Here is a 16,209-nt window from a genome sequence, read left to right as displayed (position 1 = left end):
TGCGTGCGGGTGCCGCCAGCGCCCGTGTGCAATTAGGGGAGCGCAACCATGCAGAATTCGAAACCCTTCATGGTGTTTATCGGTCATGGTACTCGCGAAGAACTGCGGGCGTTGCCGCACGCCGGTCCGCCGTGGGGCGGCGAAATTGGCCCCTGGCGGCGCCGCGCGCTGGACGACGGCGCGGGCGAGCGCCTGGTGCAGGACCATCCGGAGGGCTATTCGGCGAATCCGGAACTGGCCGAGGCGGTCAATACCGCGATCATCCTCGGCAAACCGCTGCTGCTCACCGGGCGGCCGGGCACTGGCAAGAGTCAGCTTGCCGACCGGGTGGCGTGGGAGTTCAATCTTTCGCCGGTCCTGCGCTTCGAGGCGCAGTCGATGAGCGAAGCGCAGGACCTGTTCTACCGCTACGACCTCGTCGCGCAACTCGGCGCGGTTGAAATGCTCAAGGCCGGGGCCGCCGTGCAAAACCTCAAGCAGGGCGGCACAGCAGACCTGCGCCCCGAATTGCCCGACACGAACCCGCGCCGCTTCATCACCTTCGGCCCCTTGGGCGAGGCGATTTTGCGCGCCTCGCCGCGGGGCAACGAGAATCTGCTCGATGTCGCCGTGCCCGCGCAAGTGAGCAGCGCGCAGCCGCAGCCGCAGCCGCAGCCGCGCCCGAGCGTGGTGCTGATCGACGAGATCGACAAGGCGAGCCGTGATTTTCCGAACGACCTGCTCAACGGTATCGAGCGGCTCGAATTCCGCATTCGCGAGCTTCAGGATCACACCATCGTCGCGCCCGACGACCCGGGGTTCAGGCCCATCGTCATTATTACCAGCAATTCGGAACGCGATTTGCCCGATGCGTTCCTGCGGCGCTGCATCTACTACCATATCAAGGACCCAGACAAGGACGTACTGCGCAAAATCCTGCTGGCACGCGTATTCCCGCTCAATAGCGGCGGCCCGCCCGCCGTCGAACGAGGGCAGGTCTACGAGGACCTGCTGGACTTTTTCGTGGAGTATCGCGACCACCACGGCGAGCAGATGCACTATCGATCCGGCACGTCGGAACTGATCGACTGGGCGCGCGCGCTCAAACGCGACACGGAGCTTCAGCCCGAAGGCACGCTCGCCGACAATCGCCGCCCGCTGCAGCGCACGCTTGGCTCGGTCGCGAAGCACCGCGAGGACCGCAAACTGCTTGACGACGCGCTTGCGAACTGGGGCGCCGCTTCATGAGCACACCAGGCGCCACGTCCGGCGAGCCGGGATTCGCGAGGCTCATGGACGAACTCCAGCGTGTCCGCCTCGAAGCGGGACCGTCGCAATTCGTCGACGCCTGCCGGCTGCTGCGGTATCTCGACGAGCGGCAGCAGGCCGTGCCGCTGGCGGCGCTGCGGGCCAAGCTGCGCCCCATCTTCTGCCAGTCTCCACTGGACGAAGAGCGCTTCGATATCGCGTTCACGAACTGGATTCAACCGGCGTCAGACGTCACGGGGCGAAGCGACACGGAGCAAGACGGCGGCATACCTCACTCGTGGTTCGAGCGCTTTTGGCACCGCTTTTTTCCGCCCCGCCGACGCTGGCAGTTCGGAATGCTTAGCACGCTCGCATTGGTTTTGTTTATCGCTGTCGGCATGCCGCGTGTTGTTCATCCGCCGAAACCCAATCCTGCGTCTACAGCCGAGCTCACGACTAGCGCGCTCGCCGGTTATACCGCTCAGGCTTCCGGCGCGCGCGCCAGTGTGGCGAGCGTGAGCCATTATCTGCCCATGTACCGCTGGAACCGCGAACTACGCCCAAGCCTGGCGTGGGGCGCGGTCGCGTTCCCGTTGCTCGCGCTGGTCGTGCTGTGTCTGCCGGCGGTCTTGATGGCGCACGGCCGCAGCCGCCAGAACGGCAGCCATGTCGAACTCGATACCACGCTACTGCGCAAGGCCGCACAGCAAGTGGTGCCGAAGTTGGCCGGGGACATCGCTGCGCCGCTCGAGCGCCACGTGCGCGCCGAGGCGAGCACGCATGCGCCGCTTGCGCGCCGCGCGCCGCTGCACCTGCGGCGCACGATCGAAGCCACTTTGCGCAGCTTCGGCGTGCCGCAATTGCGTTACCGCCACACCAAGCTGCGACCGTCGTATTTGCTGCTGGTCGACACCGAAGGCGAGAGCGACCCACGCGGAAGGCTGTTCTATCTGTGGGCGGACCGGCTGCGGCTCGAAGGTCTGGACGTGGAGATCAGGCTCTTTCGGCGCACTGGCGATGGCGTCCCGGTCTGGGTTCGCGCCGACCCCGAAAGCTGGCGCGAGGGCTGGCGCGAAGGCGCGGTGGGCTCGCCGCTCGACCGCCTCGACGATCCACCGGTCGGGCAACGCCTTGTCGTAGTATCCAACGGCGATGCATTCGCCGACGAGGAGGGCAACTGGGCGGACTGGATGAAGAGCTCGCGCTTTTACCGCTGGCGCGAGCGGGTGTTGTTCACGCCGAACGAACCGCGCGACTGGGGCGCGCGCGAAGAGTCGATCGAGCAGCCCGAGCGGGTTGCCGACCCCGGCTTCATTGTGCTGCCGCTTGAAGAGGATGCCTTGCGCGCCTGGGCGGGTCTGCTTGCCTCGGGCGAGTTGCCGGATGTTCTGCTGGCCGACCCGCAACGTTATCCGCGCCTGCTCATGGATAGCAGCGTGGACGTGCTTTCCGACACGCCGATCGCACAGGTCGAGCGACTGATCGCCCAACTCAAGCTCTTTCTTGGCGATAACGGCTATCAGTGGCTCGCGGCCTGTGCGGTTGCGCCCGTCATGCGCTGGGAGCTGACACTTCTGCTCGGCGAAGCGTTCTTCGAAATGGCCGGGGTCAGGAAGGAAACAGAACTGCGCCTGGTCATATCGCGCAACTACCGGCGGCTCGCGCGGCTGCCGTGGATGAGGGCGGGGCACATGCCGGACTGGCTGCGCGTGCGGCTGCTCGAGGAATTGTCGAAGGAAACGCAAAAGCGCATCCGCGAGGCGGTGCGCGAGTTGCTTGCGCCGCTGCATCCGCACGCGGGCGGCGGCGTGCTGCTCAGTATCGAACCGCCGCCGGGCAAGCACACGCCCAGGTTCAAACCTGACGCGAAGGACGGCGACACCTTATACCTCGGCTATATGAGCGGACTCACGGCCCGGCAGCTCGTGATGCGCGCCCCCGCGAAATGGCAGCCGTGGGTGCGCAAGCTGTTGGCCGCGCAGCGCGCGGACGGCTGGGGCCTGCGAGACCGGCTCGACGGCGCACGCGACTGGATCCGGGCTGCGTGCGCGCGGCTCGCCTTTCACGAGGGCCTCGCTTTCAAGGGACCTCGGCGCACGATCTGGCTGCTCGCCGCGTGCTTTCTGCTATGGCTCGGCGCACTGTGCGCGCTCGCGCTCGCGCGGCCCGCATGGCTCAGCGACTTCTGGACAACGATGTTGTTCGCGAAGGCGGAGCATCGGGTGGGCTATGGGCATTACGGCGCCAGCGTCACGAGGGTGGCCTTCAGCCCCGACGGCAAAAGGGTGGTCACGGGCGCATCAGACGGCGATGTGCGCATCTGGAATACCGCGGACGGCAATCTCTCGCGTGAACTCCCGCCCCACGATGGTCAGGTTTCGGCGGTCGCCTTCAGCCCTGATGGCCGGATCGTCGCCAGTGCGTCGTACGACGGCACGGTCCACTTGTTCAATACGACCGACGGCGGCTTCAACAACCTTCTGCTCGACCGCGGCGAGGCTATATTGGGCGTCGCCTTCAACCCGGCAGGCACGCGTCTCGCCACCTTGTCACTGCGCGGCATGGTCCAGATCTGGGACACGTCGGGCTCGAACGCGGCAAAACTGTCCAGCCTCAGAATATCCATGTTTCCATTCGCCGCCGCATTCTCGCCGGACGGCAACGAACTCGTGGTGGCGGGACGATTCGGCATCAGCACGGTGGACGTCGCGACAGGCGAAGTCGCTCACCGCTGGCAAAGCGACATCCAGGCGGCGGCATTCGACCCTGCCGGAGAGCAGCTGTTGACGGTAGCCGGTGGTCGCGCCCAGCTTCACGACATGCTGAGTCTCCGCCCGGACGATCCTTCGACCCCCTTCATGATGCGCGACCCCGACAGCAGCGTCGTGGCCGCGCTAAGCGCGGACGGCAAAGCCCTGATCGCTTCGGGGCAGTACGTGAGACTGTGGGACAGCCGCAAAGAAAGTGAGGGCAACGCGTCGCCGGCGATCGGCAAAGGGAGGCTCTACGACGTGACCGCGGGCAACCCCAACACAGGCGCCAGCGATTCGATACGGGTCAGAGGGGCGGTTACGACAGCGGCATTCAGCCCCGACGGCCGCTACATGGTGGTAGGCGACGGCGACCAGGCACGGCTCTGGGGCAGCGATGGCCGCGCGAACTCGATCGCCGAAGGCGGTATTACTGCAATCCAGGAGAGCGTGCGCGGCTTTTTGCGTGAGAATCAACTGGGCTGCAGCGTCGTCGGCTTGATCTACTGCGCGCTCGTAGCGTGGACGTACACATTCACGCTGCGGCGCCGGGTCAGGCGCTTGAGCGCACCGGCCGTGGCCGGCACGACATGAAGCACACCATGACCGCGAGCATGGAACCGCCGGTGCTGCGCTTCAAGCTGCCGCCGTTGCTCGCGCCGGGGCGCGTCATCGCGCTGTGCGCTTCCATTTTTGCCGGCGCGGCCATCGACCTGACGGCGGCCATGACCAACGGCGTTGGACTGCCGGTGGCGTTCACGAAAGTCCCGCTCAGCAACCTGACCTTCATCGGTTTGGCGTGGCTCATCGCGTGGGCATTCGCCTCGGTCGAAGACCACCGCCCCTATGGCGCCTCGCTGATACGCAATCTTTGGGCGTTGTTCTATTACGGCGGCGGCTCGCTCCTGATTGTGAGGTTCGTGTTGCTGCTAGCCGACCAGGTGGACGAACTGGCCGACAGCAGCTTTCGAGCAACGCCGCTGGAGGGCATGGTGCCGGGCTTCTGGCTTTGCTCGGGCGTGATCGCGGCGCTCGTGCTCGTGCCGACGCTGGTGTATCTGCCGCGTTTGCTGGGCCGCCTGCAGTTCGCCGGGCGCATTACGAGCCTCGCCGCCGACGAGTGCCTGTGGTTTGCCGCCGTGGTTTGGTCGATGGGCGCGCTCGGTGGATGGGGTTACTGGGTCTCCTCGATCCACGATTACTTCTTCCGGCCGTTCAGCCAATGGGCCACGGTTATCGCCTTTGTGTCGGGCCGCGTCTGGTACGCGCGGCCGGATGCCCATACACCCGCGTCGCTCGTGATCGTCATGCTCGACTCGGGCAACCCGCGTTCGCTGCGGCGGCTGATTTCGCGGCTGGCGGGCTACTGGTCGCCGGGGCCGGTCACGCTGATCGCCCCGGCCGCTGATGCCCCTGCGCTGCACGGTGCCTACGCGCGCGTGGCCGCACGCGCCGGGCGGCTCGACCTGCTGTTCCCGCGTGCGGCGCCCATATTGCGCGACCTGCCGGCACGGCTTCCACCGGAACAGTCGTGGAAGGCATTGCCCGCGCGCGAACTCTACCCCTACGAACCCTTGCTGGCCGAGAGTTTCTCCCACTGCCTGAGCCCCGAAAGCTGGGTACTGCTCGTTGCGGGTAACGAGGACCTCGCCAAGGCCGATCAGGCCAAGCGCCGCCTCGACGGCATCCGTGCGCTGCTGCCGCTTGGCCGCACCTTTGTCCTGACGAGCGAAGTCATGGCGGCGAGCCTCCAGGGCCTGCACGTGAGGCTGCTAGGCAGGCACGACGTCGAGGCTGCGCTCACGCTCGCTAACCGGCTCTACAACCTCGTGCGGCCGCCCGATCCGCCCCCACCGCCGGCGCTGCCGTGGAAGCTGCTGGTCGTGAACGGATTTGCCGTGGTCCTGCTGTTCTGCGCCGCGGCAGCGAGCGTTCCTCACACTGCGGGCACCGTGGCCTGGCTCTCGACCGGAATCTCCATCGCAATCAATCAGAGTGTGGCGGCGGCTTGCGCCATCTTCGCGCGAAGGCTTGCACCGGGCGTCGCGCCGCTTGGGGAGCAGCGCAGGCTCATCAGGACGTATCTGCTGTCGGGTCTGCTCGCCATGATCACCGTTGGCACGCTTTCCACGGTGAACTATGTCATTCGCACGTTCGTTGCCGAAGGCTCAATCACGCCGTTCTACATTCAGATCCGATGGCTGATCCAGTCCATCGTGCTCTCCGTCGCGCTCGCGTGGTGTTGCGATAACTTCGCTGCCCGGCCCGTCGATCCCCGCTGGCTCAAGTGGGTGGAAAGCGCGGGGCTGGCGGTGTGCCTTGCGGTGACGGGACTCGCCATCATGAAGTGGACGGCGCTCGACCTCGCGCGCCTACCGCACAGCCACATTTCCAGGCTGTATTTCCCGGTCGTTTTCGGCGGCGGCGTGGGGGGGCTGTTCGGATGGACGGTGCCGAGCTGGTACCGGCGAACGCGCCGGCGTCTGCGCACGGACGAAGGTGCTCCGGCCGACTTCACGCCGCCGTCGTTCACCGTATCCGGGTCGCCGCCTTAACGACACCTGCCTCACCAGCTTCAATAGAGACGCTCCATTCTCGCCCCAGGGAGAAGAGTCATGGCCATGACCCGCGAGCAACATTTCGATCGGGAACTCGCGCCCAAGCGCATGCTCTCGCTCGACGGCGGCGGTATACGCGGCATCCTGACGCTCGAATATCTCGGCGTGCTGGAGGCGCTGCTGCGCACGCGCCATGGCCGCGCTGACCTGCGTCTGAGCGACTACTTCGATTTGATCGGCGGGACTTCGACAGGCGCGATCATCGCTGCCGCGCTTGCCTGCGGGATGTCGGTCGATCAGTTGAAGACGCTGTATCGCCAGATCGGCACGGACGTCTTCGCCACCTCGCCACTGCGACTGCCGTTCGTTGCCGCGAAATTTCCTGCGTCGCGGGTCCAGGCCGTGCTCAACGCAAACCTGGGCGCGAATGTCACGCTCGGTGACGACGCGATCCGTACCGGCCTGATGATCATGGCCAAGCGCCTCGACAACAGCGCGCTGTGGTCGTTGCACAATCATCCCGGCTCGGTGTACGCGGCGCAAGACCACAAGCTTCTGCTTTCGCAGGTGGTCCGCGCGAGCACGGCCGCGCCGACCTACTTCGCGCCCGAGCGCATCACGCTCAAAACGAGGACCGGCGCGCCACTTCAGGGCGTGTTCGTCGACGGCGGCGTGAGCCCGTTCAACGATCCCGCGCTGCAATTGCTGATGGTGGCCATCCTGCATCAGCATGGTTTTCGCTGGCGCACGGGCCGCGAGCAATTGCTGATCGTCTCGGTCGGCACGGGCTCGCGACGGTCCACCGCGCCCGCCGACGAAGTGATGCGCATGCTGCCGGCGGAGCAGGGCGTGCGCTCGCTGAAGTCGCTGATGGACGATTGCCAGCGCGTGAATCAAATGATGCTGCAATGGCTGAGTGCGACCCTCACGCCGTGGACTATCGACGCGGGTATTGGCGACATGCATAAAGACAGCGAGGACGGCCCGAACCTCGCCACCTACGTGCGCTACAACGTGTTGCTCGAGAGGGAATGGATGGAGCACGAGCTGGACCTTCAATACGACGACGCGCGATTGAAAGCGATCGCCGAGATGGACAACACGGGCTCCATGCAGGAACTCTCGGATATCGGGCAGCGTGCGGCGACACGCCAGGTGAAGGCGGAACATCTGCCGGCTGCGTTCGATGCCAACGTCTAGCCGTACGCCGAAATAATCCAGCGTTGCGTCTGCTGGTAAATAAGCTTCCAAGGCGGAAAGTCGTGGAAAGTACTTAACACCCTCTAAGTTTGCCTCGCGCAAGATGCTGAAGAGCGCGCTGGTGATAAAAAAATATAGTGCAGACAGCGCTCACATCAATCGCGCAAAGCCACAATCTATAACCGCTCGATCAGTCGTGCGTCGCCGTGTTCACAATACTCGTGGCATGCCGTGCGTGCAGCGTTGGCCGCTCCATGCACGAAAAGCGGTGCATCTGCGCGTCGCGACATCGACACCACAATCGACGGCGGCGAAGGCTGCAATGGCAATTCGACCACCTCGCCACGCGCGATCAAATCATCGACGAACAGGCGTGGAATCGCCGCCACGCCGAAGCCGTCGCGTACCAGTTGCACGATCACCGAAATCGACGGCGAACCGGTGATGCGCGTATCCGCGAGCGGCACGCCGTTGGCGAGCGCAAGCTTGCCGACGATGTCCTCCAGCGCGCGATGCGGTGCCGTCCCGCGCCCGAATGTCAGGATCGGATGACGCAGCACGCGCTTCGCGAGTCCACTGCGCGAAAGCGGCAGTAGCCCCGCCCGCGCTATCCAGTGCACTGGATAATTCGCGAGCGCATCGCACACCACGGATTCTTCGTCACTGCCTTCCACGCGGATGATGAGATCGAGTTCGCCTGCCATCAAACGCCGCTGCAACACCACACTCACATCTACCGCTAGCTCCACTTCGAGCTGTGGAAAGTCTTTCGAGAGTCGTCGCATGTAATCGGCGAGCCAGCTATGCACCACCGTCTCGATCACGCCGAGCCGCAGTTTGCCGCGCATCGCGCCTTCTTGCGACGCGGCAGCCTGCAACTGACGCGTCGCCTCGACCACAGCTTTCGCGTAGCCGAGCAGATATTCGCCGTTCGGCGTGAGCCGGAATTCGCGACTCTCGCGATCGACGAGCACGGTATGCAGTTCGTCTTCCAGTGCCTTCAGGCGCTGCGAGATCGCGGCAGGCGTGGCGTGCAGGGCTGTCGCGGTGGTCCGGAAGCTGCGCAGCTTGGCGAGCGTGACGAAGGTTTCGAGAAAGCGCGTATTCATAGCCCAAAGTTGGCCGCTGCCAGTGGGTCAAACCGATCCAAAAAACTCAACGCGACTACGGGAAAACCCGCTAATCCGTTAAGAAATTCTATCCATCGGAGGCAAAGAAAACTAGTTGGCGTCAAAAAACCTTCTTTCCTATGCTTCGCCTGACGGTAAGAAAAACGCATCGCCACCGCAAATCAACCGACGCAAACCCACCAGAGCACCGCTGACACCATGACTCCATTCGAATTCCGCCAGGCCGTTCGTCACGGCGACTTCCGTGGTCCGACGGCCGGACACTGCGGCGACTATGCGCAAGCCAATCTCGCGATCCTGCCCGCCGCGTACGCTCACGATTTCCTGCGCTTTTGTCATGCGAATCCGAAACCGTGTCCGCTGCTCGGCGTGGGGGAACCCGGTGACTTCCGCGTGCCGATGCTGGGTCGCGACATAGACATCCGCACCGACGTCCCCGCGTACAACGTCTATCGCGACGGCCATATGAGCGAGCGCGTCGAATCGATTGAAGCGATCTGGCAGGACGATTTTGTCGTCTTCGCGATTGGTTGCTCGTTCTCGTTCGAACACATGCTCGCGAAGGAAAGCATCGGCCTGCGCCACGTCGAAGAAGGCCGCAACGTGCCGATGTACCGCACCCATATCCCCAACCGGCGCGCGGGTGTGTTCGGCGGAGAACTCGTCGTGTCGATGCGGCCGCTGCGCGGCGCCGACGCGATCCGCGCCGTGCAGATTACGAGCCGCTTTCCGGGCGTGCATGGCGCCCCCGTGCATATCGGCGATCCGGCCGAACTCGGCATTGCCGATCTCGCGCACCCCGAGTTCGGTGACGCGGTGACAATCCGCGCGGGCGAACTGCCTGTCTATTGGGCTTGCGGTGTGACGCCGCAAACGGCGCTGATGGCCGCGAAGCTGCCGCTTGCGATCGCGCATGCGCCTGGCCACATGCTGATGACGGATATCACCAACACGTCGCTCGCTATTTTCTGATCATCCCGGCGGCGCGCGCCGCGCCGCTGCACAACACGCGATTCATAGCACCTTGAAGCCATCCGGCCGCGCAGCCCGGAGGGAATGACGCATCCCTACGCTCATGCGTGGCTTCAATCGTTACCCATGCGTCTATCCCCAGGAGCAGCAGATGGACAGCAAGACACTCACGGCAAGCGTCGACGATGCCGCCGACATGCAGGCAACCACCGGAAGCCCGCAACTTTCCTGGTACGCCGAAGCCGGTCCACGCGCACGGCGCGCGTTCTGGAGCTGCAAGATCGGCTACATGCTCGACGGCATGGACACGCAAATGCTTTCCTTCGTCATTCCGACGCTCGTCGCCACCTGGGGCATCTCGCTCGCGGACGCGGGCTTTATAGGCACCACGACGTTGCTCTCCTCCGCGCTTGGTGGCTGGATCGCGGGGATTCTTTCGGATCGCATCGGCCGCGTGCGCACGTTGCAGCTCACCGTCCTGTGGTTTGCGGTATTTACGGGTCTGTGCGGCCTCGCCCAGAACTATGGCCAGTTGCTCGCGGCTCGAGCATTGATGGGCTTCGGCTTCGGCGGCGAGTGGACGGCGGGCGCGGTGCTGATAGGCGAAGTGATCCGCGCCCGCGACCGTGGCAAGGCGGTCGGTCTCGTGCAGTCGGGCTGGGCGCTTGGCTGGGGCATCGCGGCGCTGCTCTACGCGGTGCTGTTCTCCACGATGGCCCCTGAAATCGCGTGGCGCGCGTTGTTTCTGATCGGCCTCGTGCCAGCTCTCCTCGTGCTCGTGATTCGCCGCTACGTGAAGGAACCTGAAGTGTTCGAGCAGGCCAAGGTTCAGCAGCGGGACACAAACGACACACCGCGCTTCACTGAGATCTTCTCTCCGAAATTGCTCTCCACGACGGTCCGCGCCGCGCTGCTCACGACGGGCGCGCAAGGCGGCTACTACGCGATCACGACCTGGCTGCCGACCTTCCTCAAGACCGAACGTCATCTCACGGTGATGGGCACGGGCGGCTATCTGGCGATGATCATCGCCGGCTCGTACGCGGGATACCTATGTAGCGCATGGCTCACGGACCGCCTCGGACGCAAGCCTAACTTCATTCTGTTCGCGGCAGGCTCAATGGCGATCGCCTTCGCGTACACGTCGTTGCCGCTCACAAACGCATCGATGTTGTGGCTCGGCTTTCCGCTTGGCTTTTTCGCCTCGGGCATCTTCTCCGGCATGGGCGCGTTTCTCACTGAACTCTTTCCGACGCGTGTGCGCGGTTCGGGCCAGGGGTTCTGCTACAACGTCGGCCGCGCGATCGGAGCACTGTTTCCGGTGTTGATCGGCGCTATGTCGAACCGCTTCGGCCTCGGCGCGAGCATCGGCATGTTCGCCGTGGCCGCGTATGGCGTACTGATCGTCGCCGCACTCACGCTGCCTGAAACGCGCGGCCGCGAACTCGAATCGGCCTGATTTGCACCTTGCGTATTCCATTACCCCTATCGCATCACGACGACACCATGAATCACGATCACGCATCCGACGTTTGCACCCCCTCCCGCTGGCAATTCTGGATCGACCGCGGCGGCACGTTTACCGACATCGTCGCGCGCCGCCCGGATGGCACGCTCACCACGCACAAGCTGCTCTCCGAAAATCCGGAGCAGTATCAAGACGCGGCTGTTGCTGGGATTCGCCATTTGCTTGGCCTGCGAGCCGGAGAACCCATTACGCCGCGCGACGTCGAGATGGTGAAGATGGGCACGACGGTGGCGACCAACGCGCTGCTCGAACGCAAGGGCGAGCCCGTCGCGCTCATCACCACGCGCGGCTTTCGCGACGTATTGCGCATCGCGTATCAAAATCGTCCGCGCCTGTTCGATCTCGACATCGCGTTGCCGGAAGCACTCTACGAGTGTGTGGTGGAAATCGACGAGCGCGTGAGCGCGCAAGGCGAGGTGGTCGCCCCGCTCGAGCGCGCGGCTGCGGAGCACGCGCTGCGGGAGGTCTACGACAAGGGCATTCGCGCACTCGCGATCGTGCTGATTCACGGTTATCGCTACACGTCGCATGAAAGCGGGCTTGCGGAGCTGGCGCACCGCATCGGCTTTACGCAGATCTCGGTTTCCCACGAAGTCTCGCCGTTAATGAAGATGGTCTCGCGCGGCGATACAACTGTGGTGGATGCCTATCTGTCGCCGATCCTGCGCCGATATGTGGACCAGGTTGCCGGCGAGATGCCGGGCGTGAACCTGCAGTTCATGCAAAGCAGCGGCGGACTGACACGCGCCGACGTATTCCAGGGCAAAGACGCGATTCTTTCCGGTCCGGCCGGCGGTATCGTCGGCATGGTGCGCGCGGCACAGGCGGCGGGCTTCGAGCGCGTGATCGGCTTCGACATGGGGGGCACGTCGACGGATGTATCGCACTTTAACGGGGAGTTCGAGCGCGTATTCGAAACGCAGGTGGCGGGTGTGCGCATGCGCGCGCCGATGATGAGTATCCATACTGTGGCGGCAGGGGGCGGCTCGGTGCTCGGTTTCGACGGCGCCCGTTTGCGCGTCGGCCCCGACTCGGCGGGCGCTAATCCTGGCCCGGCTGCGTACCGGCGCGGCGGCCCGCTCGCGGTCACCGACTGCAATGTGATGCTCGGCAAGATTCAGCCCGACTATTTTCCGTGCGTCTTCGGTCCGCACGCGAACGAGCCGCTCGACCGCGACATTGTCATTGAACGCTTTCAGGCGCTCGCCGATGAAATCTTCGCAGCGACGGGGCAGCGTCGCACGCCAGAAGAACTCGCGGAAGGTTACCTGGAGATCGCCATTGGCAGCATGGCGAATGCGATCAAGAAGATTTCCGTGCAGCGCGGTCACGACGTCTCGCAGTACGTGCTGACGACTTTCGGCGGCGCGGGCGGCCAGCATGCGTGCGGCGTGGCCGACGCGCTCGGCATGACGCGGGTGTTCGCACATCCGCTCGCGGGCGTGCTCTCCGCATACGGGATGGGGCTGGCGGATCAGTCCGCGATGCGCGAGCGAGCGCTCGAAATCGCGCTCGATGAGTCTTCGCTAGCGACCCTGGAAGCCGCGCTTGATGGGCTTGCAGCCGAGGCGACCAGCGCACTGCTCGATCAGGGTGTGGATGCCGCGCGTATCACGACTGAGAGACGTGTTCATCTGCGCTATCAGGGCACCGATTCGACGCTTTCAGTGCCAGCGGGCAGCGTTGAGGCGATGCGCACCGCTTTCGAAGCCGCGTATCGTCAGCGCTATGCGTTTTTGATGGGGGATACGCCGCTCGTCGCGGAACTCGCTTCGGTCGAAGCCATCGGTCGCTCGGACGCACCCGTCGATGTTGGCGCGGTGCCGCAGCGCGCGGCGGGCGAAGCGCCGCGCGCGCAAACGGTCGTGCGCATGTATTCGGGCGGCGGCTGGCACGACGCATCGCTCTACCAGCGCGAGACGCTCTGTGCAGGCGACGTGCTCGACGGTCCGGCGGTCATTGCGGAAAAGAATGGCACGACCGTGGTCGAGCCGGGATGGGAGGCAGTGCTGACCAATCAGGGCAACGTGGTGATGACGCGCGGACAACCGCTGCCGACACGCCGCTCGATCGGCACTGAGGCCGACCCGGTGCGCCTCGAGATCTTCAACAATCTGTTCATGTCGATTGCCGAGCAGATGGGGTTGCGTCTGCAGAACACCGCGTATTCAGTGAACATCAAGGAGCGTCTCGACTTCTCGTGCGCGATCTTCGATGCCGCGGGCAATCTGATTGCGAACGCGCCGCACATGCCTGTGCATCTGGGATCGATGGGCGAGAGCATCAAGACCGTCATTGAGCGAAATTGCGGTGCGATGCGAGACGGCGATGTGTTCATGCTCAACGATCCCTATCACGGCGGCACGCATTTGCCCGACGTGACCGTCATTACGCCCGTGTTTGCCGACGATTCGGCCGAGCCGCTCTTCTATGTCGGCTCGCGAGGACATCATGCGGATATTGGTGGCGTCACGCCCGGATCGATGCCAGCCGCCTCATCGCATATCGAAGAAGAGGGCGTGTTGATCGATAACTGGCAACTCGTGTCGGCGGGCGTGCTGCGCGACGCCGAAACGCGCGCGCTGCTTGCGTCGGGCCGCTATCCGGCACGCAATGTCGCGCAGAACATGGCCGATCTGCGCGCGCAGATCGCAGCAAATCAGAAGGGGGTGGACGAACTGCGCCGCCTGGTCGCCCATTCCGGCCGCGACGTGGTGCTCGCCTTTATGCAGCACGTTCAGGACAACGCCGAAGAAGCGGTGCGCCGCGTGATCGGCGCGCTCAAGGACGGCGCGTACCGATACGAACTCGATAACGGCGCGGTGCTCGACGTCGCCATTCGCGTCGACGCAGCGACGCGTAGCGCGACCGTCGACTTCAGCGGAACGTCCGCGCAACTGCCGAACAACTTCAACGCACCGAAGGCGGTTTGCATGGCTGCCGTGCTATACGTGTTCCGCACGCTCGTTGGCGACGATATCCCGCTCAACGCGGGTTGCCTGAAGCCTCTCTCGGTCATTGTCCCGGACGGCTCGATGCTCAATCCGGTCTATCCGGCGGCGGTGGTCTCTGGAAACGTGGAGACGTCGTCCGCGATCACGAATGCGCTCTATGGTGCACTGGGCATCGTGGCGTCGAGTCAGGGCACGATGAATAACTTCACGTTCGGCGACGCGCGCTACCAGTACTACGAGACGATCGCAGGCGGCAGCGGCGCGGGCGAGGGCTTTTGCGGCGTCGACGCGGTACAGACGCATATGACCAACTCGCGCCTGACCGACCCGGAAGTGCTCGAATGGCGCTATCCCGTGCGACTCGAGTCCCACCTGATCCGCGAAGGGTCGGGCGGCGAAGGACGTTGGCGCGGCGGTAACGGTGCGATTCGGCGCATCCGCTTTCTCGCGCCGATGACCGCCTCAATTCTCTCCAACAACCGCCTTCACGCGCCATTCGGCGCTGCGGGTGGACGCGCGGGAAGACGGGGCAGCAATCGCGTCGAGCGCGCGGATGGCAATGTCGTCGCATTGGGCCACATTGCGAGCGTCGAGATGGGTGCGGGCGATGTGTTCGTGGTGGAAACGCCGGGTGGCGGCGGTTTCGGGAAGGCGTAAGCGCGTTGCCGAGGGCCGTGCTGCACGCGCGGCCTTCGTACGACGTGCATCCTTCATGCCCAGATATCACGTTACCGCGGTGGCAACGTGACAGAGCTGGAACTAAGCTTCGCGGTAGGTGCCTTTCGCCTTGGCTGCGTGAGTGGCCAGAATGTCCATCAGAGCGGGGCTGAGACAGTCGTATGGCTCCAGGCCTTTGTTACGCAGCGTCTGGCGCACCTCGGCCATCGTTGAAGGCGGCGTGCCGCTCTCGATGATCGACGAGACGAAAGCCGCGAAGCCGGGGCCGTCCCAGCCGGTTTCCTTCGACAATTCCGTGTGAATGAAATCGAGGCCGTAGAACGGGTGGTCCTTGTTCTCGATGCGGCCATACAGATGCGTACCGCAGACGGTGCAGGCGTGACGCTGGATCACGGCCTGAGCGTCCACGACCTTCAACTTCTCCGCATGCGCCGTCACCGTCAGCTTGTCGCGCGATACGACACCCACGACGGAGAACAGCGCGCCTTCAGGTTTCCAGCATTTGGTGCATCCGCACGCATGGTTGAACGCGACCTGCGAGTCGACGCGAACCTCAACAGGATCATGCGCGCACTGGCAGCGCAACGTGCCGCCCGCGAAATTATCGGCGCCTTTCTGAATGCCGTTGTCAACCGATGGATGAATTGCTGAAGCCATAGTCTCTCTCCTTTCTTGAGTATCAACAGTGAACGACGGGTGCGGACCGACTTGCCTTCGTGCGTCAGATCGAAGGCTTCATTGATGCAGGTGAGCGGCTTGTGTGCGTGACGCAAGGCGCGAACTGGATTTTGCCCTTCATGACGTCTTCCACTATGCCAAGTATCTCCCAACGGCGAATCGAACCGCGAACCTGATGCACTCGCGTGAGTACGCGATTCTTAATTGTCAGGGGAAAGGGGTATGACGGCATCGAAGTGTGGATACTGGATGGTAGTATATGACAGTACTGGTGGGGAGTATACGTGTTTCGTTGATCCACCCAGACCTGGCGTGAGTCTCGCACCACCTTGAACGCCGGTATTAATGGTTCGGAGACGTTGTTGATGACGCGCAGCATTCTGTCCGGCATCGAGTTGATGCACATGATTCGCAAAAGGCAGATGCACGACGAGCGAAACATTAGAACTGCGGCCGGGAAATTCTATTTGCTGATCATGTAAGCATTCCTATTCATTCCGGAGTGCGCACGCCTCACTTCTATTATCGCGATAC

The 16,209-nt window shown here is 63.9% G+C and carries 9 protein-coding genes and 1 pseudogene; 8 read left to right on the top strand and 2 right to left on the bottom strand.

Going from position 1 to position 16,209, the window contains the following annotated elements; translation table 11 throughout:
* The first annotated feature begins 48 nt into the window (after positions 1-48).
* Genes HV773_RS32500 through HV773_RS32485 form a run of 4 tightly spaced genes read left to right on the top strand, consistent with a single transcriptional unit; the run spans position 49 to position 7,735 of the window.
* Positions 49-1,227, top strand: a complete 1,179-nt coding sequence (locus HV773_RS32500) for an AAA family ATPase (protein WP_129564249.1) — start codon at positions 49-51, stop codon at positions 1,225-1,227.
* Complete coding sequence (locus tag HV773_RS32495; RefSeq protein WP_129564250.1) at positions 1,224-4,571, top strand: WD40 repeat domain-containing protein; 3,348 nt, start codon at positions 1,224-1,226, stop codon at positions 4,569-4,571. Before HV773_RS32500 ends, HV773_RS32495 begins: the two co-directional genes overlap by 4 nt.
* 8 nt (positions 4,572-4,579) lie before the next feature.
* Positions 4,580-6,532, top strand: coding sequence for a hypothetical protein (locus HV773_RS32490; protein ID WP_129564251.1), 1,953 nt, complete (start codon positions 4,580-4,582; stop codon positions 6,530-6,532).
* 60 nt (positions 6,533-6,592) lie between these two features.
* Positions 6,593-7,735, top strand: coding sequence for a patatin-like phospholipase family protein (locus tag HV773_RS32485; protein WP_129564252.1), 1,143 nt, complete (start codon positions 6,593-6,595; stop codon positions 7,733-7,735).
* 176 nt (positions 7,736-7,911) lie between these two features.
* Here the strand turns inward: HV773_RS32485 and HV773_RS32480 are convergent, their stop codons facing one another.
* The gene (locus HV773_RS32480; protein WP_129564253.1) at positions 7,912-8,844 is read right to left on the bottom strand and encodes a LysR family transcriptional regulator; all 933 of its coding nucleotides are present in this window, start codon (positions 8,842-8,844) and stop codon (positions 7,912-7,914) included.
* Between the two features lie 168 nt (positions 8,845-9,012).
* Here HV773_RS32480 and HV773_RS32475 point away from each other — a divergent pair, with 168 nt between their 5' ends.
* The 3 genes from HV773_RS32475 (at position 9,013) to HV773_RS32465 (ending at position 14,976) form a co-directional block, all read left to right on the top strand.
* A complete protein-coding gene (locus HV773_RS32475) occupies positions 9,013-9,837 on the top strand; it encodes a putative hydro-lyase (RefSeq protein ID WP_227875535.1) in 825 nt (274 codons plus the stop codon).
* A 151-nt stretch (positions 9,838-9,988) separates the two neighbouring features.
* Positions 9,989-11,296, top strand: coding sequence for an MFS transporter (locus HV773_RS32470; RefSeq protein ID WP_129564255.1), 1,308 nt, complete (start codon positions 9,989-9,991; stop codon positions 11,294-11,296).
* 47 nt (positions 11,297-11,343) lie between these two features.
* On the top strand, positions 11,344-14,976 hold the full coding sequence (locus HV773_RS32465; RefSeq protein ID WP_129564256.1) for a hydantoinase B/oxoprolinase family protein: 3,633 nt from the start codon (positions 11,344-11,346) through the stop codon (positions 14,974-14,976).
* Between the two features lie 102 nt (positions 14,977-15,078).
* On the opposite strand, the gene gfa is transcribed toward HV773_RS32465, so the two are convergent.
* Complete coding sequence (gene gfa, locus HV773_RS32460) at positions 15,079-15,654, bottom strand: S-(hydroxymethyl)glutathione synthase (protein ID WP_129564257.1); 576 nt, start codon at positions 15,652-15,654, stop codon at positions 15,079-15,081.
* A gap of 392 nt (positions 15,655-16,046) precedes the next feature.
* On the opposite strand from gfa, the pseudogene HV773_RS37140 reads away from it, so the two are divergent.
* A pseudogene (locus tag HV773_RS37140) lies at positions 16,047-16,157 on the top strand (IS6 family transposase); the annotation flags it as partial.
* Positions 16,158-16,209 lie beyond the last annotated feature (52 nt).

The sequence above is a fragment of the Paraburkholderia caffeinitolerans genome (assembly GCF_902859945.1).
Taxonomy (GTDB): Bacteria; Pseudomonadota; Gammaproteobacteria; order Burkholderiales; family Burkholderiaceae; genus Paraburkholderia; species Paraburkholderia caffeinitolerans.
The sequence above is the reverse complement of the archived record's forward strand: the minus strand, read 5'-3'. Positions and strand labels throughout refer to the sequence as shown.